The 23,797-nt window shown below is 55.8% G+C and carries 21 protein-coding genes, 2 tRNA genes and 1 pseudogene; 11 read left to right on the top strand and 13 right to left on the bottom strand.

Going from position 1 to position 23,797, the window contains the following annotated elements:
- Positions 1-26 precede the first annotated feature (26 nt).
- Positions 27-725, top strand: a complete 699-nt coding sequence (gene lexA, locus ACR0A1_RS04460; RefSeq protein WP_170392970.1) for a transcriptional repressor LexA — start codon at positions 27-29, stop codon at positions 723-725.
- Here the strand turns inward: lexA and ACR0A1_RS04455 are convergent.
- Entirely contained in the window at positions 719-2,746 is a 2,028-nt protein-coding gene (locus tag ACR0A1_RS04455) for a ComEC/Rec2 family competence protein (RefSeq protein WP_480866394.1), read from the bottom strand. The genes lexA and ACR0A1_RS04455 overlap by 7 nt on opposite strands.
- A 78-nt stretch (positions 2,747-2,824) precedes the next feature.
- On the opposite strand from ACR0A1_RS04455, the gene gltX reads away from it, so the two are divergent.
- The 3 genes from gltX (at position 2,825) to ACR0A1_RS04440 (ending at position 6,754) form a co-directional block, all read left to right on the top strand.
- On the top strand, positions 2,825-4,231 hold the full coding sequence (gene gltX / locus ACR0A1_RS04450; RefSeq protein ID WP_480866392.1) for a glutamate--tRNA ligase: 1,407 nt from the start codon (positions 2,825-2,827) through the stop codon (positions 4,229-4,231).
- A gap of 114 nt (positions 4,232-4,345) precedes the next feature.
- Entirely contained in the window at positions 4,346-5,641 is a 1,296-nt protein-coding gene (gene gltA / locus ACR0A1_RS04445; protein WP_170392967.1) for a citrate synthase, read from the top strand.
- Between the two features lie 171 nt (positions 5,642-5,812).
- Positions 5,813-6,754: an autotransporter outer membrane beta-barrel domain-containing protein gene (locus tag ACR0A1_RS04440; RefSeq protein ID WP_480866391.1), complete on the top strand. Its 942-nt coding sequence runs from the start codon at positions 5,813-5,815 to the stop codon at positions 6,752-6,754.
- 9 nt (positions 6,755-6,763) lie between these two features.
- Here the strand turns inward: ACR0A1_RS04440 and ACR0A1_RS04435 are convergent, their stop codons facing one another.
- Positions 6,764-7,831, bottom strand: coding sequence for a PA0069 family radical SAM protein (locus ACR0A1_RS04435; protein ID WP_480866389.1), 1,068 nt, complete (start codon positions 7,829-7,831; stop codon positions 6,764-6,766).
- 315 nt (positions 7,832-8,146) lie between these two features.
- Between ACR0A1_RS04435 and ACR0A1_RS04430 the strand changes: the two genes are divergently transcribed.
- Together ACR0A1_RS04430 and ACR0A1_RS04425 are read left to right on the top strand one after the other, a co-directional pair.
- Positions 8,147-8,845, top strand: coding sequence for a corrinoid protein (locus ACR0A1_RS04430; RefSeq protein WP_170392964.1), 699 nt, complete (start codon positions 8,147-8,149; stop codon positions 8,843-8,845).
- Positions 8,846-8,946: 101 nt separating this feature from the next.
- A complete protein-coding gene (locus ACR0A1_RS04425) occupies positions 8,947-9,612 on the top strand; it encodes a DUF1638 domain-containing protein (protein ID WP_170421836.1) in 666 nt (221 codons plus the stop codon).
- A 3-nt stretch (positions 9,613-9,615) separates the two neighbouring features.
- Here the strand turns inward: ACR0A1_RS04425 and ACR0A1_RS04420 are convergent, their stop codons facing one another.
- A complete protein-coding gene (locus ACR0A1_RS04420) occupies positions 9,616-10,026 on the bottom strand; it encodes a SufE family protein (protein WP_170392962.1) in 411 nt (136 codons plus the stop codon).
- Positions 10,027-10,167: 141 nt separating this feature from the next.
- On the opposite strand from ACR0A1_RS04420, the gene ACR0A1_RS04415 reads away from it, so the two are divergent.
- The gene (locus ACR0A1_RS04415) at positions 10,168-10,692 is read left to right on the top strand and encodes a hypothetical protein (RefSeq protein WP_170392961.1); all 525 of its coding nucleotides are present in this window, start codon (positions 10,168-10,170) and stop codon (positions 10,690-10,692) included.
- On the opposite strand, the gene rnd is transcribed toward ACR0A1_RS04415, so the two are convergent.
- The 3 genes from rnd to purM all read right to left on the bottom strand — a co-directional run bounded on the left by rnd (position 10,689) and on the right by purM (position 13,596).
- Positions 10,689-11,846, bottom strand: a complete 1,158-nt coding sequence (rnd, locus tag ACR0A1_RS04410) for a ribonuclease D (RefSeq protein ID WP_170406001.1) — start codon at positions 11,844-11,846, stop codon at positions 10,689-10,691. The genes ACR0A1_RS04415 and rnd overlap by 4 nt on opposite strands.
- 110 nt (positions 11,847-11,956) lie before the next feature.
- On the bottom strand, positions 11,957-12,553 hold the full coding sequence (purN, locus tag ACR0A1_RS04405) for a phosphoribosylglycinamide formyltransferase (protein ID WP_480866386.1): 597 nt from the start codon (positions 12,551-12,553) through the stop codon (positions 11,957-11,959).
- Positions 12,550-13,596 (bottom strand): phosphoribosylformylglycinamidine cyclo-ligase, encoded by a 1,047-nt coding sequence (purM, locus tag ACR0A1_RS04400; RefSeq protein WP_480866384.1) that lies wholly within the window; start codon positions 13,594-13,596, stop codon positions 12,550-12,552. Before purM ends, purN begins: the two co-directional genes overlap by 4 nt.
- A 107-nt stretch (positions 13,597-13,703) precedes the next feature.
- On the opposite strand from purM, the gene ACR0A1_RS04395 reads away from it, so the two are divergent.
- Together ACR0A1_RS04395 and ACR0A1_RS04390 are read left to right on the top strand one after the other, a co-directional pair.
- Positions 13,704-13,780 (top strand) — tRNA-Ile (locus ACR0A1_RS04395).
- Positions 13,781-13,961: 181 nt separating this feature from the next.
- Positions 13,962-15,062, top strand: a complete 1,101-nt coding sequence (locus ACR0A1_RS04390; protein ID WP_170595500.1) for a glycosyltransferase family protein — start codon at positions 13,962-13,964, stop codon at positions 15,060-15,062.
- A 24-nt stretch (positions 15,063-15,086) separates the two neighbouring features.
- On the opposite strand, the pseudogene ACR0A1_RS04385 reads toward ACR0A1_RS04390, so the two are convergent.
- Positions 15,087-15,274: pseudogene (locus ACR0A1_RS04385) on the bottom strand (IS5/IS1182 family transposase); the annotation flags it as partial.
- 762 nt (positions 15,275-16,036) lie between these two features.
- Positions 16,037-17,356 carry an ATP-binding protein gene (locus ACR0A1_RS04380; protein WP_170562528.1) on the bottom strand — a complete coding sequence of 440 codons (1,320 nt, stop codon included), beginning with the start codon at positions 17,354-17,356 and terminating at the stop codon, positions 16,037-16,039.
- Between the two features lie 44 nt (positions 17,357-17,400).
- Here ACR0A1_RS04380 and ACR0A1_RS04375 point away from each other — a divergent pair, with 44 nt between their 5' ends.
- Complete coding sequence (locus ACR0A1_RS04375) at positions 17,401-18,315, top strand: MBL fold metallo-hydrolase (protein WP_480866381.1); 915 nt, start codon at positions 17,401-17,403, stop codon at positions 18,313-18,315.
- Between the two features lie 73 nt (positions 18,316-18,388).
- Positions 18,389-18,463, top strand: a tRNA-Asn gene (locus tag ACR0A1_RS04370).
- 750 nt (positions 18,464-19,213) lie between these two features.
- Here ACR0A1_RS04370 and fsa read toward each other — a convergent pair.
- The 5 genes from fsa to ACR0A1_RS04345 form a co-directional block, all read right to left on the bottom strand.
- A complete protein-coding gene (gene fsa, locus ACR0A1_RS04365; protein ID WP_480866379.1) occupies positions 19,214-19,855 on the bottom strand; it encodes a fructose-6-phosphate aldolase in 642 nt (213 codons plus the stop codon).
- A gap of 105 nt (positions 19,856-19,960) precedes the next feature.
- On the bottom strand, positions 19,961-20,632 hold the full coding sequence (locus tag ACR0A1_RS04360; protein ID WP_480866377.1) for a nucleoside/nucleotide kinase family protein: 672 nt from the start codon (positions 20,630-20,632) through the stop codon (positions 19,961-19,963).
- Positions 20,629-21,411: an ATP-binding cassette domain-containing protein gene (locus ACR0A1_RS04355; RefSeq protein WP_170402609.1), complete on the bottom strand. Its 783-nt coding sequence runs from the start codon at positions 21,409-21,411 to the stop codon at positions 20,629-20,631. Before ACR0A1_RS04355 ends, ACR0A1_RS04360 begins: the two co-directional genes overlap by 4 nt.
- On the bottom strand, positions 21,411-22,481 hold the full coding sequence (locus ACR0A1_RS04350; RefSeq protein ID WP_170392953.1) for an ABC transporter permease: 1,071 nt from the start codon (positions 22,479-22,481) through the stop codon (positions 21,411-21,413). The genes ACR0A1_RS04355 and ACR0A1_RS04350 overlap by 1 nt, the downstream gene beginning before the upstream one ends.
- A 117-nt stretch (positions 22,482-22,598) precedes the next feature.
- A complete protein-coding gene (locus ACR0A1_RS04345) occupies positions 22,599-23,618 on the bottom strand; it encodes a sugar ABC transporter substrate-binding protein (RefSeq protein ID WP_170392952.1) in 1,020 nt (339 codons plus the stop codon).
- Between the last annotated feature and the right edge of the window lie 179 nt (positions 23,619-23,797).

The following is a 23,797-nucleotide window of genomic DNA, read 5'->3' as shown; positions in this document are numbered from 1 at the left end:
AACGCATGAGCGACGAGGTATGAGCAATGCTGACCAAGAAGCAATTGGATTTGCTGGAATTCATCCACAAACGCGTGCAAGCGGACGGTGTTCCGCCCAGTTTTGATGAGATGAAGGCCGCGTTGGATCTACGGTCAAAATCCGGGATTCATCGACTGATCACCGCGCTGGAAGAACGTGGCTTTATCCGCCGCCTTGCCCATCGAGCCCGTGCCATCGAAATTGTCAAGCTGCCCGAAAGCCTTGGGGGAGAGCCAACTGCAGGTTTCAAACCCCGTGTGATTGAAGGCGATCGCCCTGAAGGTCCACGCCCCGCGAACTTTGAACCCGTCACAGTTGATGCGATGGAATTGCCTGTTATGGGCCGGATTGCTGCCGGTGTACCGATCGAAGCGATCAGCCATGTTTCGCACCGCGTTGCGGTACCGGGCTCGATGGTTTCGGGCCGTGGTGAACATTATGCGCTTGAGGTTCGTGGCGACTCGATGATCGACGCCGGTATCAACGATGGCGATGTCGTGGTGATCCGCGAAACAACGGCCGCTGACAACGGTGACATCGTGGTGGCATTGGTGGAAGATCAGGAAGCCACGCTGAAACGGTTTTTCCGCCGAGGTCAGGCCATTGCGCTGGAAGCGGCAAATCCGGCCTATGAGACCCGTGTGCTGCCAGAGGACAAGGTGAAAGTTCAGGGCCGCCTGGTAGGCTTGATCCGAAGCTATTGAGGCAGCTTGGGGGACCAAAGGCGGCGGCCTGAGATATCAGAACTGGCGAACAAACGCCCCTTGGACAACGCAAGACTGCCTGTCTTCTGCAGAATGTCCGTATCGTACACGCTGCATTCACCGGTCAAAGTCAACGACACCGGGGCGACAATGATCTGATCTTTCCTGCATTCTTCAAAGGCGCTCGCAGCCCGCTTGCCAGTCAAGTGGACAAGCTCTTTGTCTCCCAGTAGAAAACGTTGAATTCCCGCTGTTGCCTCTGGCCATCGCAAAGCGGCCTTTGGTTGATCTGCCCCGTCCCCGTCATTTTCCAGCCACACCGACGCGACAAATCCGCTGCCTTTCGGTTTGCTCAGCGCGCGCCCGTGTTCAGTCATCACTCCGACCAGCCCGCCGGTATCGGCGATCAGCACGTCTGGGCGGCTTCCCTGGCCCCACAGCGCTATCGCCAATGCTGCCGGGGCAATGCCGAGCCACCGTGCGTGCCCTTGCCACAGCATTAGCCACTGAAGAGACAGAGCCAGAACAGGCAATACGAAATAGTCTGGGCTTACTACGTACCCGCGCGCGCCCTCCAGTCCCGCGACCCAATCGGCAACGGTAAGGATCCATCTCAGCCCAAGACCCATTACGTGCAATGCAATCGCTTCAAGCCCAAAAGGTGCAAGAAGGGCGGCGACAACCGCACTTGGAACGACCAGCGTTCCCATGACGGGCACGGAGACGAGATTTGCCAGCAACCCGTAGTGCGAAATAGCGTTGAAATGCGCCGCCCCGATCGGAGCTGTCGCGATCCCCGCGATCGCCGAGGATGTCAACAAGGCCAGCACAGGCCGCAGCCATTTTGGGCCTGGCATTGGGCCATAGTCCCGCAACGCGCCAAACCCTGCGACCAAGGCGGTTGTAGCAGCAAAAGACATCTGAAATCCGGGGCTCAATAGAGTTTCCGGGCGCAAGGTAAGAACAATCAGCGCAGCCATGGCCACCGCCCGCAATGAAATCGCGCGCCGGTCCAACAATACGGCCCCCAGCATAACGCAGACCATCACAAAGGCGCGCTCAGTCGCGACGTTCCCACCAGACAGAAGCAGGTAGATTGTCGACGCGAATAACGCACAGAGCGCGGCCACCTTGCGTACGGGCATGCGAAGCGCGATGACAGGTACCATTGAGAACCCCATGCGGCACGCCACAAAAACGAAACCGGTCAACAAACCCATGTGAAGGCCCGAAATCGCCAGAAGATGAGCAAGGTTGGACGCGCGCAACGCCTCTAACGAGGCCTGCCCCATCCCGCTGCGATCACCGGTAGTTACGGCGGCGGCAAAGCCCCCGACTTCGCCCGGCAGGATCGTGCGCACCCAATCCGAGATCTCCATGCGCAAGGCCGTGATACGCACTCCGTCCAAACCATCTTGCGCCGCAGCCGACGTCAGGATCGGAACCCGAGTATATCCAACAGCGCCGAGTTGCTGGAACCAGGCGTGGCGGCGAAAATCAAAACCTCCGGGTTCAACTGGCCCTTGCGGCGGCGAAAGATGTGCTGTGGTCATAATCCGCTGACCCGGGGACAGCGCAACTGACTCCCCGTGAATAGAAAGCCGGATGCGCCGGGGTCTTTGATCAGCAGGAACGTCCCCGATCCGCACCTGATCCAATGTCACCCTCAGCGCATCCGACGCAGAGCGGTCCAGCGCTACGACCCTCCCCTCGACCGGGCCATAGTAACGCCATTGCAGGACCGGCTCCGCAACCATATGTGCCCGCGTCCCGGCCAGAGCGAACCCCATCGCGATCAGGGCTAAGCCAGTGGCCAGCGGTGACCACGCGGCCCCCATCCAACGGGTGGAGGCAAGCGCCAGCAAGGCAAGCGCCAGAACGCCGACATAGAGCTCAACCTCGGGTTCGAACCTGAGGCTGAAATACCAACCAATCCCGACCGCCAGGCAGATCGGGGACCACGGAAACAAGTGTCCCCGCTGGGTCAGCAATGCGGTCTCGACCCGTGTCAGAACACGCATGGTTGCCCCCGTCCTTCGGGCTGGGTAGATAGTCGCCAAACTATGCCCGCTAAGGTTACCAAAAGGTTAATCCACACCATGTCCGATCAGGTCGTCACCCGCTTTGCCCCCTCACCCACCGGATTTCTGCATATCGGTGGCGCCCGCACTGCGCTGTTCAACTGGCTTTATGCGCGGGGCCGCGGCGGCAAATTCCTGCTTCGGATCGAGGATACCGATCGGGAACGTTCCACGCCGGAAGCGACCGCAGCAATTTTGCAGGGCATGAACTGGCTGGGGCTGGATCATGACGGCGAAGTCGTCAGCCAATTCGAAGGCGCCGCCCGGCACGCAGAGGTCGCGCATCAGTTGCTGTCCGAAGGCAAGGCATACAAGTGCTTCTCGACGCAGGAAGAAATCGCTGCGTTCCGCGAACAGGCCAGGGCCGAAGGGAAATCGACCCTGTTCCGCAGCCCATGGCGCGAGGCCGACCCGGCCACCCATCCGGACGCCCCTTACGTGATCCGCATCAAGGCCCCGCAAGACGGCACCACCGTGATCCGTGATCAAGTGCAGGGCGATGTGACTATTCGAAATGAGCAATTGGACGACATGATCCTGCTGCGTTCGGATGGGACTCCGGTCTATATGCTGGCCGTTGTGGTTGACGATCATGATATGGGCGTGACTCATGTGATCCGGGGCGACGATCACCTCAACAACGCCGCCCGTCAGATGATGATCTACGAGGCGATGGGTTGGGATGTACCAGTCTGGGCGCATATCCCTTTGATCCATGGACCCGATGGGAAAAAGCTCAGCAAACGTCACGGTGCGTTGGGGGCGCAAGAATATCAGGCCATGGGATATCCGGCATCCGGAATGCGCAACTATCTGGCTCGGCTGGGCTGGAGCCATGGGGATGATGAGTTCTTTACCGATGCCCAAGCTAAAGAGTGGTTCGATCTGGATGGCATCGGCAAAAGCCCGGCGCGATTTGATGTGAAGAAGCTTGAAAACCTTTGTGGACAACATATTGCCGTCGGGGAAGATGCCGCGCTGCAGCATGAAATTCAGGGATATCTGAAGTCAGCTGGTTTGCCGCCGCTTTCCGAAACACAATCCAGTGATTTGATCCGTGCGATGTATTGCCTCAAGGACCGCGCACGCACGTTCCAGGAACTCATTGAAAAAGCTCATTTTGTGCTTACGTCGCGACCTATCCAGCCAGATGAAAAGGCCGCAAAGGCGCTGGCATCTGTATCCGACGGTATACTGAAAGAATTGACGCCGCAGCTGCAAAATGCTAGCTGGTCCCGGAACGAACTGGAGGAGACCCTGAATTCGTTCGCAGAGGCGAATGGGGTTAAGTTCGGCAAATTGGCTGGTCCGCTGCGGGCGGCACTAGCGGGCCGGGCAGTTACACCTTCGGTATTTGACATGATGCTTGTGCTTGGGCGCGATGAAACCCTGGCGCGGCTTTCTGATGCAGCGAACCCGGCCTGATTTCACATAAGGGTAACGCTGCTCCGTTAAGAACGGACTGCGCGACGGAACGCAGTCGTTGCCTGCTTTGTCGGACAGCGATCCGGCATACGCACGAATGAAGAAGGGACAAACATGACCGAGAGCAAAAAATCAGCCAAACTGACTGTCCACGGCGAAAGCTATGATCTGCCGGTGTTTTCTCCGACCGCTGGGCCCGATGTGATCGATATCCGCAAGCTCTATGGTCAGGCTGGCGTCTTTACTTATGATCCGGGTTTCACGTCGACTGCAAGCTGTGACAGCACCATTACATTCATCGACGGTGACAAGGGCGAGTTGCTGCATCGCGGTTATCCGATCGAACAGATCGCCTCGAAGTCGCATTTCCTCGAACTCAGCTATCTACTGCTGTATGGCGAGCTGCCTTCGGCGAAGGATCTGGAGAACTTCGAGACCACAATCACCCGCCACACGATGCTGCACGAGCAGATGCAGTATTTCTATCGCGGATTCCGCCGGGATGCGCATCCGATGGCCATCATGGTGGGTGTGGTTGGTGCCATGTCCGCGTTCTATCACGATTCGACCGACATCGCGGACCCGCGTCAGCGTGAAGTAGCTTCGCACCGTTTGATCGCAAAAATGCCGACCATCGCGGCCTGGGCCTACAAATACCATATCGGTCAGCCCTTCGTGTATCCGCGCAACGACCTGGACTATGCGTCAAACTTCTTGCGCATGTGTTTTGCCGTTCCTGCCGAAGATTACGAGGTGAACCCGATTCTGGCACGCGCCATGGATCGTATCTTCATGCTGCAGGCGGATCACGAACAGAACGCCTCGACTTCGACGGTGCGTCTGGCATCTTCTTCGGGTGCAAACCCGTTCGCCTGTATCGCGGCCGGTATCGCCTGTCTCTGGGGTCCGGCCCATGGTGGTGCGAACCAGGCTTGCCTTGAAATGCTGGAAGAGATCGGCAGCGTGGACCGCATCCCCGAGTTTATCGAGCGCGCCAAAGACAAAGATGACCCGTTCCGTCTGATGGGCTTTGGCCACCGCGTCTACAAGAACTTCGATCCACGCGCGAAAGTGATGAAGCAATCGGCAGACGAAGTACTTGACCTGCTGGGCGTGGAAAACAATCCCAAACTACAGGTCGCGAAGGCGCTGGAAAAACAGGCTCTGGAAGATCCGTATTTCATCGAAAAGAAACTGTTCCCGAATGTCGACTTCTATTCGGGCATCGTGATGGAAGCGATGGGTTTCCCGACCTCGATGTTCACGCCAATCTTCGCGTTGTCACGTACCGTTGGCTGGGTTAGCCAGTGGAAAGAAATGATTGCCGATCCACAGAATAAGATCGGACGCCCACGTCAGCTTTATCTGGGCGCGACCAACCGCGATTACGTGGACATCGAAAACCGCTGATCCACACACAATATCGATGTTAAGACCCCGGTTATCCGGGGTCTTTTTTTCCGTAGCGTTACCAAAATGAGACCGTTCGAAACCAAACGTAAATGACTGTTTCGATGCATCTTTCCGCACTGCGTTAGTCCGCCTAATGTTGCCGCGTCCGGCGAATAGTGTTTGGTTCTCATGCGTTTAATCCTCTTGTTCATTATGTTGCTACTTGCGCAATCGGCATCCGCTCAAAGCGTGCTGGAACGTGCTTTTGAGAAGCAGCAGCAGGAAAACGCCGCCGGGTCGCTGGCAATCTTAGGGCTGGCAGGCATCCCGGACGATTCTGCCAGCGCAATCTCGCTGCAATCAAATACAGACAATCGCGATTACGATTTCAAATCCGCCCAGCTGGGCGGCGGGTTTCGCCTTGCTGAGGGCGTGCCGATCTATCTTGAGGGGTATATAGGCTACGCGCGCTATGACCCCGTTCTGACCTTCAGCGGCACCGGAGATACCACGCGTATACCGCTGAAATGGACCAGCCTCGCCCTGACCGGCGGTGTCGGCTATCAGTTCGACATCGGCGAGTATTGGAATATGACCCCGATGGCCCATATCTCGGTCGGACGTACGCAATCCGACGCATCTGTCGGTGCGCAAGCCATCGCCAACCGCCTGGGGCTTGATCGAGACTTTCTCGAAAGCGGCGGCATCTGGGCTGGTGGCGCAGGCGGATCGATGACGGTCTCGTACGAGAAAGCTCTGTCCAACGACCGGGAATTCGAGGCAAGCCTGCGCTATACCCATATCGAATACTGGCCTATCGGAGACAACGAGGACCTGTTGGTTGAATCAACTGCCGCAAATGCAGTTCTGTGGTCACGCTACCGCTTTCCAACTGGAAAACGCATGTTCGGTCGCCCGGTCCGCTGGGTGGGCGATCTGTCCCTGTCCTATCTGATCGGGGATCAGTCAATTGTATTGGGCACCGACTGGCTGGCCCGCGTAGGTGGCGGGATCGAGGTTGATCTGTCCGACACATGGGTGCCTTGGGTATCAACGACACGGTTTATGGTCCGTTATTACGGCAGCGATACGGTTAACGGATTCTCCGCCGGGATTGGCATCAGTTTCTGAACAAAGGTTTCAGAACAAAGCCAGCTGATCACCGGGCTGAGGTGGCGGCGCAAAAGCCGCACAGTTTAGTGGCGGCATATCAGTCGACAGCCCGAGACGTTTGACTGTGGCCTTGAACCGTTGCGCAATCATCTCGGCATAGGTCCCCTCGCCCCGCATGCGGTGGCCCCACCGGGGGTCATATTCCCTACCCCCATGCATTTCGCGCAGCCGTGCCATCACCTTCTCAGCCCTGCCCGGCTGATGTTCGATCAACCACTCGCGCCAGAGCGCGGATACTTCACGGGGAAGCCGTAGCATAATCCAGCTTGCAGCATCGGCGCCAGCCTGCTTTCCGGCCTCCAACAGGTTTTCCAATTCATGATCGGTTAAACCGGGAATCACCGGAGACGTCATAACGCGCACAGGCACGCCAGCCTCGGTCAGGTTGCGGATCATTCCGAGCCTGCGCTGCGGTGAAGGCGCCCGGGGTTCCATCCCTCGGGAAAGATCGCGGTCCAATGTGGTCAGCGAGATGCCAACCCGAACAAGGCCATTGCGGGCCATCGGTGCCAGAATATCAAGATCACGCTCGATCAGAGTCCCCTTGGTCACAATACCGACCGGATGCTGAAAATCTCTCAGAACCTTTAGACAGCTTCTTGTTATCTTGCGGTTTTTTTCGATCGGTTGATAGGGATCGGTGTTGGTTCCCAGTGCAATCGTGGCCACCTTGTAAGAACGTGCCGAGAGTTCGCGACGCAATAGCTCAGCCGCATTGGGTCGCGCAACAAGGCGGGTTTCGAAATCCAAACCCGGAGACAGCCCCAGATACGCATGCGTTGGCCGAGCAAAGCAATACACGCATCCATGCTCGCAGCCCCGATATGGGTTTATGGATCGGTCAAAAGGTAGGTCCGGCGACTTGTTATAGGTGATCAGATTGCGCGCCATTTCTTCCCGAACTTCGGTCCGCAACGGGGGCAGTTCCTCTGGCAAATCCCAGCCATCTTCGGTCAACTCGGTTGTAAACCTCTCGAATCGACCTGCTTCGTTTGAGGTTGCTCCGCGCCCAGGGCTTTTGATGGCAGCAGTCATTTGTTCGCCTTTTGTTCCTATCACTAGATGTAATTAAAACCAGTTTCACTGGCAAGATTCATGTTTCGATTCCCAAAAATCATCAGATGCTCGAAACCGGCGACGCATTAGACTGCTGGTGAATTTACCGTGGCTAATGAAACCAATGCAGGATGATCTTGCAAAATTCGATGTCGCTGAGTGCGAATATTCGGCCTATAGGTCGGTCTCAGAACGACCTAGGTCGCAATCGTCACAGTAGACCTGCGACGAAATGGCCAAAACGGAGAAAATGCCACCACGGGCCGCAGGCCCGCACAGCTCAGGGAAATACCCATGTCTGATGAAGAAGACATCGTCCTGTCCGAACTGAATGACGACGAACTCGTCGAACAGATGTTCGATGACCTTTATGACGGCCTGAAGGAAGAGATCGAAGAAGGTGTGAACATCCTGCTCGAGCGCGGATGGCAACCCTATGACATCCTGACCAAAGCGCTGGTTGGCGGCATGACAATTGTCGGCCACGACTTCCGCGACGGAATCCTGTTCGTGCCTGAGGTGCTGCTGGCGGCCAACGCCATGAAAGGCGGTATGGCGATCCTGAAGCCTCTGCTGGCTGAAACTGGTGCTCCGCGCGTTGGCAAGATGGTGATCGGCACCGTGAAGGGCGACATCCATGACATCGGCAAGAACCTTGTTGCGATGATGATGGAAGGCGCCGGGTTCGAAGTTGTCGATATCGGCATCAACAACCCGGTCGAGAACTACCTCGAAGCGCTGGAAAACGAACAGCCCGACATTCTGGGCATGTCCGCTCTGCTGACGACGACGATGCCTTATATGAAGGTCGTAATCGACACGTTGGTCGAACAAGGCCTGCGTGATGAGTACACCGTTCTGGTTGGCGGCGCTCCGCTGAACGAAGAGTTCGGCAAGGCGATCGGCGCTGACGGCTATTGCCGCGACGCAGCCGTGGCGGTGGAAATGGCCAAGGACTTCATGTCGCGCAAGCACAACCAACTGGCCGGCTAAGGCGCGAGATCATATCGTGAGACAGGCCGTCCTTTTTGGGGCGGCCTTTTTTGTCCGAACCTCGGGCACATATATAGCTAGAGACCAGCCAGAGAGATCAGATGACCGACTCACAGATCCCAGACGATGACAGCCTGACCCGTCAGGGCTATGTCGCAGCGCACAGCGCCGAGTCGATTCTTCTGATCGCATGCGGTGCACTGGCCCGCGAGATTCTGGACCTGAAAGAACGGAACGGCTGGGATCACATGGCCCTGACTTGCCTGCCCGCCATTTTGCATGTGCACCCGGAAAAGATCACACAGGCGGTCGAGGATGCGGTTGCCAAGCATCGAGACTCATACGACCGCATCTACGTTGTCTATGCTGATTGCGGAACCGGTGGGTTGCTACAAGCAGCGTGCGAGCGACTGGGGGTCGAGATGATCCAAGGGCCCCATTGCTATTCCTTCTTCGAGGGCAATCTTGCCTTTGCAGCGCATGGCGACGATGAAACCACCGCTTTTTATCTGACAGATTTCCTTGCGCGGCAGTTTGATGCGTTTGTCTGGAAACCGCTGGGTCTGGACCGTCATCCTGAATTGCGAGAGATGTATTTCGGAAATTACACCAAGCTCGTTTATCAGGCGCAAACCGATGATCCCGACTTGACCCGTCGCGCGCAGGAGTGCGCTGATCGGATGGGGCTGGAGTTCGAGCGTCGGCAAACCGGCTATGGCGATTTGGAAACCACGCTTGCTGACTGGGCAGCGCGCAAATCCACCTAAAAGTCAGGCGCTGGCCAATGCCACTTCGCGAATACGTTCTATCATAGCGCGTAACCCGTTCGAACGTTGGGCAGACAAATGATCCTGCAACCCCAGTCGCGCGAGTTCTCCACCGGCATCAACACTGGGCACCTCGGCCACCGGCAAGCCGTTATACAGGCTACGCAGAACCGCAATCAGGCCCCGAACAATCAGGGCATCGCTGTCACCGTCAAAGCGGAATTGACCGCCCTCAATGGTTGGATGCAGCCAGACCTGACTGGCGCAACCATTCACCTTGGTCGCAGGGACTTTGAATGCATCATCCAGAGGCTCCATCGCTTTGCCCTGCTCGATCACATGGCGATAGCGGTCTTCCCAGTCCTCCAGGAACTCGAAATCCTCGACTATCTCTTCGAAGGCTGGCGTTGCCATATCGGGTCCGTCCTTGCGTTACGCATTCACAATTGTGAACTATGCTCAGCGCTACCGACTGTCCAGTCCCCAGCGTGGCTTTTCAAACGATCGAATTTGCGTTAACCCGATGCAGGTAAAGTTGCACAAAGTACTGGGTCCATGCACAAAACTCTGCCTGTTCTGATGATCTTCACAATGGCTCTGTCCGCTTGTAGCAACTGGAGCAACTCAAGCGCGAATCCATCGAACTGGTTTGGCAGCAGCACACCCAGCCCATCCGAAGTATCAGCCGATGACGCCAATGCATTGGTTCCCGAAAATGCCGACAAAAAAGGCCTGTTCGAGCGTCCGGACGCCGAGGATAACAGCGTTCCAATCGCCGTGATCAACGAATTGCGGATCGACCCAACCTCGACGGGTGCAATCATCTATGCGGCTGGCACAGCCATTCGACAGGGTGCGTTCAACGCGCAGCTCGCGCGCGTAAGATCCGAAGAACTCAGCAAAAATGGCGTTATGGAGTTCACCTTCCGCGTGGATTACCCGGACTACGCCACTGCGCAGGGCACCGAACGGTCGCGGATGGTTTCAGAGGCCGTCAATGTAAGCCGAAAAGAACTGGAAGGTATTCGTTTAGTTCGGGTCAAAGGCCAGCAGAACGCGTTGGAATCTCGTCGCCGTTAAAGCGAGACAACCTGTACAGCCTGTCCCTTGGCGGCCAAAGCAATCTTGCCTTCGCAAAGCTTCAGCGCGTCCTCGCCAAAAACCTCAAACCGCCAACCGGACATGGCGGGAACTTCTCGTTCGCCTGCAGCGATCTGATCCAATTCCGCGCTGGAGGCGATCAATTTTGCGGCAACGCCTGCGCTTTCGGTCTTTGATTTCAAAAGAACGCGCAGCAAATCTGCAAGTGCAGGGTTGACCTTCAGCTTGTCACGGCTGTTGTCAATTTTCGGCAATCGGTCTTGCGGGCAACCTACGCCCCGTTTTACCGCCTCCAGAATGCCTTCTGCGATCGCCCCTTTGCGCGCTTCGCGCAGCAACAAGCGCGACCCGCCCAGATCAGAGGGCGTCTTGGGCTTGGTCGAGGCCATCTCGATCAACGCATCGTCTTTGAACACACGGCTTCGTGGCACATTGTTCTCTTGCGCATAGGCCTCACGGAACTGCGCCAGCTCTCGAACCACGGCCAGAAACTTGGCAGAGTTGGTCCGCGTTTTGACCCGCCGCCACGCCTCTTCCGGGCGAATGTCATATGTCTCGGGTCGGGTCAGTATGCGAAGCTCTTCTGCAACCCAGTGATCCCGACGTGACTTCTTAAGTTCTGCAGCCAAATGCTCATAGATTTTACGAAGATGGGTTACATCTGCCAGTGCGTATGTTTTCTGCGCATCCGTCAGAGGGCGCCGTGACCAATCGGTGAAGCGCGAAGTTTTATCGACCCCTTCCTTGCAGATCTTCCGGACCAGAGTTTCATAGCCAACCTGTTCACCAAAACCGCAGACCATCGCAGCGACCTGAGTATCAAACAACGGAGTCGGAAAGACGCCCGCGTCGACCCAAAAAATTTCAAGATCCTGCCGCGCGGCGTGGAAAACCTTGACCACGCTTTCGTCGCTGAACAGCTGGTACAAAGGTTCCAGCGACATGCCGTCAGCCAATGGATCAACCAGAACGGCGCTGTCTTCATCTTCCGATGGCACTGCAAGCTGCACCAGACAGAGTTTCGAATAATAGGTCCGTTCGCGCAGAAATTCGGTATCTACAGTGACATAAGGATATTGTGCAGCAGCCGAGCAGAATGCGGCCAGCTCTTGCGTCGTCGTCAGGGTTTTCATGCGCGGTGCTGTTCTTGCTTTTGGTTATTGTGACTGCCCGTGCCGTCCTCGTCCCGAGCGATATGCGACCATAAGACGAATAACCTTTGCGTGTAAATCACCCCGCCGCGTTAGGGCAGAAGAACTGGGTCTTTGTTGCCCATACAATAACGGCGAAGCACGGCAGGGTAGAGTTTGTGCTCCCAGGTCAACACGCGGGCGGCGAGCTCCTCAGGCGTGTCCCCTACCCGTACACCCACGCGCGCCTGACCCAGAATCGGTCCGTCATCCAACGCGGCAGTAACTTCGTGAACGGTGCAGCCATGTTCGGCGTCGCCTGCTTCAATTGCGCGTACATGGGTGTTCAAACCCTTGTACTTAGGCAAAAGCGATGGGTGGATGTTCAGCATCCGGCCCTGGAAACGCGATACAAATTCACCCGTCAATACACGCATGAAACCGGCCAGACAGACAGCATCCGGCTGGGCTGCCATAAGCGGTTTAAGCAGTTCTGCCTCAAACCCAGCGCGATCTTTGCCAAAGGGCTTGTGGTCGACGGCTGCGGTCGGAATTCCGCGCTGTGCAGCTTTCTTCAGCCCTCCGGCATTTGCATCGCTCGACAATACCAGACATGGCCGACCGGGATGATCGCCATTCATGCTGTCGACCAGCGACAGCATGTTCGATCCGCCCCCGGAGATCAGGATCGCGACGCGCTTGTGGCTCACAGCAGTTTGCCTGAATAGGCAACACCCGGCGCTGCGGTGACCGTTCCGATGCGCGCAACGGATTCGCCTGCCTCTGCAAGCAGTGTTGTAAGATCATCTGCCTGATCTGCAGCGCAGACAACAATCATGCCGATGCCACAGTTGAAGGTCTTCAACATCTCGGACTCGGCGATGCCACCGGTCTCGGCCATCCATTTGAACGCAGGCGGCAAGTCCCAAGCATTCAAATCAATCTCGGCCCCGAGCCCTTTGGGCAATACGCGCGGCAGATTTTCGGTGAGGCCGCCGCCGGTTATATGGGCAAGCGCGTGAACGCCGCCGGCCCGGATCGCTTGCAGCGCTGGTTTCACATAAAGCCTCGTGGGGGTCAGCAGAGCCTCACCCAATGTTCCGCCACCGAAAGGCGACTCTGCCTCCCAGCCCAACCCCGAGATCTCGACCAGCTTGCGCACTAGCGAATAGCCGTTGGAATGCACCCCGTTCGAAGCCAGCCCCAGCAGGACATCACCCTGTTCAACGCCCTCGGGCAATGCGGTCCCGCGTTCCATGGCACCAACCGAGAAACCGGCCAGATCGAAATCGCCGTCAGGGTACATACCCGGCATCTCGGCGGTTTCACCACCAATCAGGGCGCAGCCAGATTGGACACACCCCTCGGCAATTCCTTCGATAATCCGCGCGGCAGTATCGGTGTCCAACTTACCGGTGGCAAAATAATCCAGGAAAAACAGCGGCTCAGCACCTTGGCAGATCAGATCGTTGACGCACATCGCCACCAGATCGATTCCCACGCCATCGACAACGCCGGTATCAATTGCGATCCGCAGCTTGGTGCCCACACCATCGGTTGCGCCCACCAGAACCGGGTCTTTATAGCCAGCCGCTTTCAGGTCGAACAGAGCGCCAAATCCGCCTAGCCCGCTCATCACGCCCGAGCGGTTGGTGCGCTTGGCCGCAGGCTTGATCCGATCGACCAGAGCGTTGCCTGCATCGATATCCACACCTGCGTCGGCATAGGTGATTCCGTTCTTGCCCGCTGTCATGGCCAATCCCTCATGAGTGCTTTGCGCGCGGGTTATTCGATTGTGGGCCATGTTGCAACGGTCAGGCTTGACGCGGGCTGCCATCGTGATAGGCAAAGCCCTCAGGCGGGCCTGTAGCTCAATTGGTTAGAGCAGAGCGCTCATAACGCTTTGGTTGGGGGTTCGAGTCCCTCCGGGCCTACCAAAACCGCCATTTTCCATATAAATCAACGCCAAATTGCCCCAAGAACTATTGATAGTACCCTCACGTGATTCCAATGGGACAAAAAAAGACAGAGCTTCAACAAAAAAATTTCGCCAGCCAATACGCCGTCACACTTGTCAGCACAAACTATCATGCGCGGACTTGACCCGCATAGTTGGGTATGATTGAACCGAGCGAGGCAGTTAGCGTCATCCTCATTCCAATCAAAACAAAACAGGCTGACAGCGTGAATTCCAAGCGTCCCAAAATTTACTGCCAATTTCTTGATCGCCCTGTCATGGAGCCTTTGTCTGGGGATCGTATAAACGAAATGCGATTCTACCGAAGTCTCTCCAGCTTTGCAGATGTTTACTACAACGACGTCCTCATTGACTGGGAACGCGGAATCATAGGTGATCCGGGAGGCTTGAGAACACCGACGCGCGACTATGATCTGTATTATGTTCGGGCGAACCCAGAGTTGTTCAAAAGCCTTCCCCACCCTAAGATAACGCTAGCATATCCTTACGACCCGGAAGCCTTTCGTGTAGCCGATGCTCTGGTGGTCACGACAGAGGCGTGGCAGAATTTGTTGTATGAGCATTCCACCAGTGCTGCAGTACGAAAAAAACTATCCAAATGGTATCCCGACAAGATCGTGCTGCCCGATATGATCCTAAACATCCAGCAAGCTATCGATCCCCTTTTTCTTCAACCAATCTCTTCCAAGTCGAAATTCATTTGGCACGCAAAGATGACTGGTTCTAAGTCTTTTGGATTCTTTGGGCGTGTTACCAAAGAGACAATTCCAATTGAGTTGATCGACAACCTCAGCATTGTCCGAGAACGGCTTGGCTCTTCAACTAATCCGTTGGCCGCATTTGCTGGAAGCATCCGCACAACATTACCCATGCCAGCATTGTCCTTAGGTCACATTCCCTATGGAGAAGTACCCGGAGCGCTTGCAGCCTGCCGCGGGACACTTGGGCAAATGTGCGCAGACAGCGATTATTTGGGGTCTGGGAAACTGCTGGATGCAATGGCAACCAAAACCCCCATTGTCACCCGGCGAAATGCGGTTCGTGACGAACAACTTGGTTCTGCGTATCCTGGAACGTACGACCACAGTGAGGAGGCTTTGGACATTCTCTGGCGACTTTGTACCGAGGATACGTTTCATAGTGATTTGCAGAATTATCTTGCAGAGCGAACGGGGTATTTTTTGCCGACATCAACCGGACAGCGAATAAGTCAGAAGCTTGAGAGAGCTGGCTTTCTCTAGAAATAGCGCTGTTTGGTTTGGTCGTGTTGACAAGTGGCGCAACCAGAGACGGATCGATTTGATGTCGATAAGACTAGGTTGCATTCCACGGTATTGTCGACACGGTGGGTATTCTTTGGCTTGCTGAAGCAACGTTCTCCCAATTTACGAACGTAATATAGCGATCTGTCGACAGCAACACACTTCTTGCGTGATTTCCGAATGGGGATGACGGCAGAACTTCGCGGTTGTCCATTATTTTGTGAGTGTGAGCCTCCCCATGATTCGTCAAACGACACGGTTTTGTTTCGGTCAGTACACGATAAGGAACCTTGATCGTTGCCAGACAACACTTTTGTAATCACGCCCCACAAAAGCTACGACATCATTGTTGGCAACGTCGTTTAAATCCTGTGGATCGCTTGTCACCTCGTCCGTATCCGGCGCGAGCATGTTAAATGAGACGTCTTTGTAAATCATTGTCATGCGACATCTCTCCATAATTCGGGATGGTTGACCGGTATACGCCATGTTCTGGCTTTGGAAACTTGAGAGCGCAGGATCCTGCAACCTCGGCATCAAAACGCATTGTCGACAGATCGGAAGGAACAGCACCGCTAGCTGTCGATATTCCCATAGATGATCCGGCTACTTCAGCTATCGACCGGCCCTCGCCGGCCGCTTCAGACGAACTGCTCGACTACCCAGCTCTTTCACTTTGACGAGACCCTCACCAGTAGCCCTCGATGATTCATAAGGCGATCCATCACCTTCTCGTCCTTCGTGGAGTTACTCTATGCGAGATCATGTCCATTCACGAGCGCGCCCGGGCAAATACTGAAAGGGTTGAACGGATGAGACTGGTTGGAATGGGGGCATCAAAACAGGCCAGGATGGATTGGAAAGCTGAGCAAAGCGGTATTCCAGCCTGGGACACCCACGTTGATAATAAAGGGCAAAACCTAATTCCTGACAGACCCTCCGGGCCTACCAATTCACCGTCCAATCACGATATCCGCGCATAATCCGCCCAGCCTTTCGCTGCTGCCCAGTCGCAGAATACCACCATGTACGCGGGCGATATCGGCAACAATCGCAAGGCCCAATCCCACGCCGGTGCCCTGATTCTGGTTTCGCGCCGGATCAAGTCGCGTGAAGGGTTTGACGGCCTCGGTGCGTTGTTCGACCGGGATACCGGGGCCGTCATCTTCAACCCGAATGCGTAGTGACTTTGGCGTCATCGAAAGGCTGACCTCGGCGCGTGAACCATAGCGATTCGCGTTTCCAATCAGATTCTCTACTGCCCTGCGCATGGCCGATGGGCGCAGCATTGCCGTTCCACGCCCCTCGACCGAGATTAGTTCAACGTGCTGGCCCGCGCGCTGTGCATCGTCAACGATTTGGCTCAGCCAATTTTCGGGTTCAATCTCTTCGGGTGCGCTCTCTGCAGCGCCACGCGAGAAGTCCAAGAATGCATCCAGCAGCGATTGCATCTCGTCCACGTCTTGCAACAACGGTGCGGCCTCGTCCTCGGGCAACATAGCTAATCCAAGTTTCAGACGCGTCAGAGGTGTGCGCAGATCGTGGCTGACCCCCGATAACATGAGCGTGCGCTGCTCAATCTGCCGCTCGATTCGGGCGCGCATGTCAACGAAGGCATTGCCCGCAGCGCGTACCTCGATTGCGCCACCGGGTGAATAAGGCACGACCCGCCCGCGACCAAAGGCCTGCGCCGCGTCCGCAAGGCGCGTGATCGGGCGCAACTGATTGCGCATGTATAGAAACGAGATCGTTGTCATCAGAGCCGCAAAGAACACCATCGTCACAATCAGCTGATGCGGTGCAGTCGGCGACAGGCGTCGGCGATCAAACTCTAGCTCAAGCATGCCCAGATTGGTTGCCAGAAAAAGACTCACTTCCTGTCCATTTGGCAGAGCCACATACTGGGTTTCAGGCAACAAGCTGCGCAATTCCGCATCCACCTGCGGGGCAATGAAATCGTACCATCGACGCGGACTGTTTTTCGGCTCTTCATTCGGCGGCAGAAAGCGGGCGGTCATGTTCAAGACCGACAAGTCCTGCCGCGCAGCTGCCAATGCCTGCTGCTGGGTTTCCGCACTCTCCATCACGTCCAGCACCAGCGTCACCTCGCGCGCCGCCGTGCGGGTCATTTGGGCGGTCACTTCCTCAAGATGTTTTTGCAAAAAGGCAATCGCCACCACCAAAAGCACGACAATGACCGGCAGTACCAGAATGAGTGCGGCACGCGCATATAGGCTGCGCGGCATATAGGGTTTGAGCCATTGGGTCGACATGCGCTAAACCTAGCGGGCTGCCCGGGCAAGAGGAAGAGGTCAGAATGCAAGCCCCCGACGATTTCAACCCTCTCCCTGGACAGGTTGCCGTGCTTGCCCCGGGGCTAAGGCGCATTCTTGCGCCCAATCCCTCGCCAATGACTTATCGTGGTACGAATACCTACCTTCTAGGCGATAAGGACATTGCTGTCATCGACCCTGGGCCATTGAGTGATGCCCATTTGCAAGCCATAGTTGATGCGCTGGAACCCGGGCAGCGGATCAGCCACATATTTGTTACGCACACCCATCTGGATCACTCGCCTTTGGCCGCCCCGCTCGCATCCCGCGCCGGCGCTCCGGTTCTGGCTTTTGGTGGTCCGCAAGCTGGACGCAGCGAAGTCATGACCGAGCTGGCCCAGAACGGGCTTGCCGGAGGTGGTGAGGGAATCGATGCCGATTTCCGCCCTGATATCGAGCTTGAAAACGGTGAACGCGTCGCGGCAGAAGGCTGGCAACTCGAAGTGATCCACACACCCGGCCATCTGGGCAACCATATCGCGTTGGCCTGGGGGGATGTCTGCTTTACGGCTGATCACGTCATGGGCTGGGCCAGCTCTCTGGTCTCGCCCCCGGACGGGGACCTGACGGATTTCATGGCAGCCTGTCGCCGCCTGCGCGCGCGCAAATGGTCGGTTTTTCACCCCGGGCATGGTGCCCCCATTACGGGTCCTGACAAACGCCTGGATTGGCTGATAGACCACCGATTGCAGCGAGAATCACAGATACTCGACGCCCTGGAAAATGGCCCTGAAACGGCCCAACAGCTTGCCCAGCGAATCTATATCGAAACCCCCGCCGCGCTGCTTCCCGCGGCCGAGCGTAATGTCTTCGCCCATCTGGTTGATCTGACCGGCAGATCCCGTGTAGCGCCCTTGGGGGATCTGTCAGTTGCGTCTCGTTTCAAGCGCATCGCGTGAATCGGAAAAAATTGGCGGCCCGTGCGCTTCCCCTCTGGACGCCGAAAATACGGGTTGTTATACGCCCCTCAGTTCCGGCGTAGCTCAGCGGTAGAGCAGTTGACTGTTAATCAATTGGTCGTAGGTTCGATCCCTACCGCCGGAGCCAATTTTCCCCATTTAGATCATAGACTTAATGGAAAGCCTCGCATTTAGGGGAAGGAATGTAGGGCCGTGTTGCCAGTTTGTTGCCAAGAATCAGGTGGCAATGAAGTGACAACAGCTCCCAGCAAAACCACCATTCAGCCAGCAACCACCTGTTATTGCTTGATTTTCAGGCAGAGCAAATCGGTAGGTCAATTGATTCGAGATCAATCGATCATAGGCTACCTCAAAGCTGATGTTTGCGGCACCTTTCGCGAACATCTGGAAACGAGGAAGCCGGTCGTTTACTTTCGCCCGAGCGGAGGGCTACTTTGCCGACAAAGCTGCTGTCAAAGTTTTCCGGCGGAACGTCCGCTTTGTGCACTTTGCGACCGAGGCAACAAATACGGAGGACGGAAAGCTGTTATTCCCTGGAGACGCCAAAGGTAATTGGCACGGGAGTGAAAGCGGACGTTTACGGGAAGATGACACTATGAAATGAAGGCGTCTGGCTGCCAAGGTCAAACCGGAATTTCGCCGCGACCTCGCCGATTGCTCTAGCCATTTTCCTACCGTTGACCTTATATTGGTCTGCCGTTGCCTTAGTGTTCATCCCGCCAATAGTGAGGAGTGACGACGGTTTTCCACAAAGCTCGACGTACTTGACAAAGCAGAAAGGCTCTCTTTGAGACCTTATTTCTTAAAATGCAGCAGTGCCGCTTAGAGGTAAATCATTTGGGACAGGTCGCTCCTCCCCAATCGAGTTGGCAATCCATCAAAGGATCGATTGCCCAGTCGAATTCCAATCATTGAGAAACTTCTCGATGCCGATATCGGTCAATGGATGCATGATCAGTTTGCGAATAACGGACGGCGGGATCGTGGCGATGTCGGAACCGGCCAATGCCACCTTTGTAATATGATTGGGGCTTCTGACGGATGCCGCAATGATTTCAGTTTCAATACTATAGTTGTCGTAAATGCTACGGATATCACGGATCAGATTGACTCCGTCCAGATTGATGTCATCCAATCTGCCAATGAACGGAGATACATAGGTCGCGCCAGCCTTTGCCGCCAAGAGAGCCTGATTGGGTGAAAAGCACAGTGTGACGTTTGTTCTGATACCTTCACTTTTGAAATGAGCACAGGCCCTGAGGCCATCCAATGTCAGCGGCAGTTTGACAACGACGTTGTCTGCGATCGCCGCGAGGTGCACTCCCTCTGCGATCATTCCCGCAGCATCCAACGCTGCAACCTCTGCCGATACTGGCGTATCCGTCAGAGTGCAAATTTCTGCAATGACCTCTTTGAAATCGCGACCGGACTTGGCGATCAAGCTTGGATTGGTGGTCACGCCATCCAATAATCCGAAACCCATCAGGTCTTTGATGTCGTTTACTTCTGCGGTGTCCACGAAGAATTTCTTGAGGTTTCCTCATTGCGTAAGGGGTGACTTGGGTTGCACCTGAGGCTGCCTAGAGGCACTGCATCAAGGGTTGGCTGAAGCCAGTGCGCAGATTCAGAATGCGTTGCGCATCCCGAATTCAGTGTAGTTCTGGCTCAGTATAAGATCGGCTTTCCGGCTATCACGGATGACACGTTCAGCGTTTGGCAGATCGTTCGCTATTGCGCGTTGCAGCGCGGTTTGCGGGTCAAAGCCATGGCTGATCCAGCGGTTTTGCAGCCTGTTTTCAAGCTCTTCCAAAGTTGGGCTGATAAAAACCGTTGCGGCATAGACATCCGTCAGGTTTCTCCACGGGTCGCTGTCCATCAGAAGATAGTTACCCTCAACGACGACGACCGGAGTTGCCGGGTGAACCGCAATGGCGTTGGCAATAGCGAGGTCCATTGTGCGGTCGAATTTGGGATGAAAGGACTCGTGGCGCGTAAATTGAAGCTCTCTGATTGCAGCGCAAAACCCGACCCCGTCGAAAGTCTCTGGCGCGCCTTTTCTCGCCAGCAATCCACGCGTTTCCAGCACGCAGTTGTCCAAATGGTAACCATCCATTGGTACAAGTGTGGCTGAGGGAACCGCCGAGCTCTGTTGCGTGTTTAGCGATTGCACCACGGCTTCCGCTAAGGTCGACTTTCCGGATGCAGGGGGGCCGGCGATTGCGATAATCGTCCGGACTCCAACTTGCCGCCGGGAGGAGATCAGGTCGCAAACGCGCTGTACGTCCTGCTCGATCACGCTGCGTCCTCTTTTGGGGGTTCCTTGGCACCGGTCATGAAGGCGACTGCATCGGACATCGTGTAATCCTTGGGATCAATTGTGCAGAGCCTTTTGCCCAACCGATGCACATGAATGCGGTCGGCAACCTCAAAAACATGAGGCATGTTGTGGCTGATCAGGATGATCGGAATGCCACGCGCCCGCACGTCCTGGATCAGCTCAAGCACCTTGCGGCTTTCCTTAACCCCCAAAGCAGCGGTCGGTTCATCCATGATGATAAACTTGGTTGCAAAGGCAGCGGCACGAGCAACGGCAACACCTTGGCGTTGGCCACCAGAAAGAGTCTCAACCGCCTGATTGATCGACTGTACAGTCATCAGCCCAAGCTCGGTCAGTTTTTCTCGGGCAAACTTCTCCATCGCTGGACGGTCAAGCTTACGCATGTATTTGCCCATGAACCCCTGCTTGCGGATTTCGCGCCCCATGAACATGTTGTCCGCAATCGAAAGGGCAGGAGACATGGCGAGCTGCTGATAGACAATCTCAATCCCCATATTCCGCGCATCGATCGGAGAGGTGAAGTTAACCTTTTTGCCCTCGATCAGAATCTCGCCTTCATCCGGGATTGTGGCGCCGCAGATCGCCTTCACGATGGACGATTTGCCCGCGCCGTTATCTCCGATCACTGCCAGGATTTCCCCCTGGCGCAGTTCAAAGTCGGAATGGTCGATGGCGGTAACGTGGCCATAACGCTTTACGATCCCGCGGCCTTGGACGACTGGAGTTGAGTCTGACATTAGCCCGATACCTTTCTAATCCACTGGTCGACGGCAACCGCAGCGATAATGAGAAGTCCGATAAGTAAGAAGGTCCATTGTGCGTCTGCGCCCAGAAGCCTTAGCCCCAAAGTGAACACGCCAACAATCAGCGCGCCAAACAGCGATCCCAGGATGGATCCCCGCCCGCCGAACAAAGAGATGCCCCCGATCACTACCGCGGTGATGCTTTCGATATTGGCCAATTGACCGGATGTAGGTGAAACCGACCCGATACGCCCGATCAGGGCCCAGCCTGCAAATGCACAGATCAAACCGGATAACATATAAACGGACATCAGCGTTCTGTGCACGTTCACACCGGATAGTTCAGCCGCCTCAGGGTCATCCCCCACTGCATAGACATGCCGGCCCCAGGCCGTGTGTTTGAGCGCGTAAGCCAACACGAAAATCAGTACGAGCATGAATATCACGCCGACCGTAAAGGTCGCGCCACCGATGCTGAATTTGGTGCCAAAAAATTGCAGGAACGGGGCGTTGGCTTCGATATCCTGGCTGCGAATTGTTTCGTTTGCGGAATACAGGAAGTTTGTCGCCAGAACGATCTGCCACATGCCGAGCGTGACAATAAAGGGCGGCAGCTTTACGCGACTGACCAGCCAGCCATTAAGAGCCCCGATCAGCGTTCCCATTGCCAGCCCGCACATCACGGCAATGGGCACGGGGATACCGTAGCGGAAGGTGAACTGACCCATGATGACGGATGAAAACACCATGATCGCACCGACGCTCAAGTCGATGCCGGCGGTCAGAATGACAAGGCTTTGCGCTGCGGCCACGATGCCCACGATCTGAACCTGCTGCAGGATCAGCGTCATCGCAAAGGGTGAGAAGAATTTGGACCCCAGCAGCAGGCCGAAAATTACGATGGCGCCGACCAGAACGATCAACGGCACAAAGGAAGGGTTGACATGGAGAAGATGCTGCAACTTCCCCAGAACACCACGCCGGTGATCTTCAAATTCCGCTACGGTTTCTGACGCGTTGGCGGCGGTTTCGAATTCCTGGGCGTTTTGGTTTGCTTCAGACATCTCTCCCCCTTTTCGTGGCTGGCATCGCGTCCACGAAATCAGTTTACAGGAAGTTTAGGTTTGCTGGTGAAAGGATTGATGAGGCGCTGCGGCGCGCCTCACCTAATAGAGCTGTCTTTAGCCCCAGCAGAGATCCAGGCCTTCTGCGACAGACAGCGACTCGACCCCATCAACCGGCTGGTCAGTGATGAGTGCCACACCCGTGTCATAGAAGTCTTTGCCGGGTGTGTTTTCGGGCTTCACGCCCTCTTCGGCCCATTTTTTCACGGCCTCAACCCCAAGCGAGGCCATCAACAGCGGGTATTGTTGGCTTGTCGCCCCGATTACACCGGCTTCGACGTTTTGAACGCCGGGGCACCCCCCGTCAACCGAAACGATCAGTACGTCGTTTTCACGCCCGATGGATTTCAGCGCCTCATATGCGCCCGCAGCAGCCGGTTCGTTGATCGTGTGAACAACGTTGATGGATGAATCCTTAGCCAGAAGGTTTTCCATCGCGCGGCGCCCGCCTTCTTCATTACCGTCGGTCACGTCACTGCCAACCAGCCGCGCATCGGTTTCGTCTCCGATGACATTTGGGTCCGCCAAGTCCACGCCGAACCCGTCGAGGAAACCCTGATTGCGCAGAACGTCTACTGTCGGCTGACTGACGTTCAGATCCAGCGTCGCGATCTTGGCATCGGCCGCGGCGTCGCCCATTTTGGCCTTAGCCCATTGACCGATCAGCAGACCGGCCTTGTAGTTGTCCGTCGCGAATGTCGCATCCGCCGAGTCAATCGGGCTCAGCGGCGTATCCAGCGCAATGACCAGAACGCCTGCGTCTCGCGCCTGTTTAACCGCAGGAACGATCGAGCTAGTGTCGGATGCCGTCAGCAGAATGCCTTTTGCGCCATCGAGAATACATGTCTCGATAGCCTGAACCTGAGTTTCATGGTCGCCATCGACCTTGCCGGCAAACGCCTTGAGCGTCATGCCCAGCTCTTCTGCCTTGGCGGTCGCACCTTCCTTCATCTTAACGAAAAAGGGGTTGGTGTCGGTCTTGGTAATCAGGCAGACGGTTTCACCAGCCGCTTGCGCGGATGCAGCGGCCAAAGTCAGCGCAGTCGCGGATGCGGCGAGCTTGAGTAGATTTCTCATGTTGTCCTCCCAGAAAATTGTTGTGGCCCCGCGCGGAATAGCGACAAGGCGGGCCTCCATCCTCCAATGAAGGTCCCGTTCAAGAAACCGTGATTCTAGCCTCTGTGTCAATAAATAAATAAAGTTTATTTATTAATTTGCCCACGTATCTTTTCATAAGAAAACAAGGTGTTTATGTT

Source organism: Ruegeria sp. D6 (assembly GCF_056534365.1).
Note: the sequence above shows the minus strand (reverse complement) of the source record. Positions and strands in the feature narration are given on the sequence as shown.

What these genes read in the sequence shown, in the direction of transcription:
- lexA (WP_170392970.1), top strand. Translation starts at nt 27, where the DNA reads ATGCTGACCAAGAAGCAATTGGATTTGCTGGAATTCATCCACAAACGC.
- ACR0A1_RS04455 (WP_480866394.1), bottom strand. Translation starts at nt 2,746, where the DNA reads ATGCGTGTTCTGACACGGGTCGAGACCGCATTGCTGACCCAGCGGGGA.
- gltX (WP_480866392.1), top strand. Translation starts at nt 2,825, where the DNA reads ATGTCCGATCAGGTCGTCACCCGCTTTGCCCCCTCACCCACCGGATTT.
- gltA (WP_170392967.1), top strand. Translation starts at nt 4,346, where the DNA reads ATGACCGAGAGCAAAAAATCAGCCAAACTGACTGTCCACGGCGAAAGC.
- ACR0A1_RS04440 (WP_480866391.1), top strand. Translation starts at nt 5,813, where the DNA reads ATGCGTTTAATCCTCTTGTTCATTATGTTGCTACTTGCGCAATCGGCA.
- ACR0A1_RS04435 (WP_480866389.1), bottom strand. Translation starts at nt 7,831, where the DNA reads ATGACTGCTGCCATCAAAAGCCCTGGGCGCGGAGCAACCTCAAACGAA.
- ACR0A1_RS04430 (WP_170392964.1), top strand. Translation starts at nt 8,147, where the DNA reads ATGTCTGATGAAGAAGACATCGTCCTGTCCGAACTGAATGACGACGAA.
- ACR0A1_RS04425 (WP_170421836.1), top strand. Translation starts at nt 8,947, where the DNA reads ATGACCGACTCACAGATCCCAGACGATGACAGCCTGACCCGTCAGGGC.
- ACR0A1_RS04420 (WP_170392962.1), bottom strand. Translation starts at nt 10,026, where the DNA reads ATGGCAACGCCAGCCTTCGAAGAGATAGTCGAGGATTTCGAGTTCCTG.
- ACR0A1_RS04415 (WP_170392961.1), top strand. Translation starts at nt 10,168, where the DNA reads ATGCACAAAACTCTGCCTGTTCTGATGATCTTCACAATGGCTCTGTCC.
- rnd (WP_170406001.1), bottom strand. Translation starts at nt 11,846, where the DNA reads ATGAAAACCCTGACGACGACGCAAGAGCTGGCCGCATTCTGCTCGGCT.
- purM (WP_480866384.1), bottom strand. Translation starts at nt 13,596, where the DNA reads ATGACAGCGGGCAAGAACGGAATCACCTATGCCGACGCAGGTGTGGAT.
- ACR0A1_RS04390 (WP_170595500.1), top strand. Translation starts at nt 13,962, where the DNA reads ATGATTGAACCGAGCGAGGCAGTTAGCGTCATCCTCATTCCAATCAAA.
- ACR0A1_RS04380 (WP_170562528.1), bottom strand. Translation starts at nt 17,356, where the DNA reads ATGTCGACCCAATGGCTCAAACCCTATATGCCGCGCAGCCTATATGCG.
- ACR0A1_RS04375 (WP_480866381.1), top strand. Translation starts at nt 17,401, where the DNA reads ATGCAAGCCCCCGACGATTTCAACCCTCTCCCTGGACAGGTTGCCGTG.
- ACR0A1_RS04355 (WP_170402609.1), bottom strand. Translation starts at nt 21,411, where the DNA reads ATGTCAGACTCAACTCCAGTCGTCCAAGGCCGCGGGATCGTAAAGCGT.
- ACR0A1_RS04350 (WP_170392953.1), bottom strand. Translation starts at nt 22,481, where the DNA reads ATGTCTGAAGCAAACCAAAACGCCCAGGAATTCGAAACCGCCGCCAAC.
- ACR0A1_RS04345 (WP_170392952.1), bottom strand. Translation starts at nt 23,618, where the DNA reads ATGAGAAATCTACTCAAGCTCGCCGCATCCGCGACTGCGCTGACTTTG.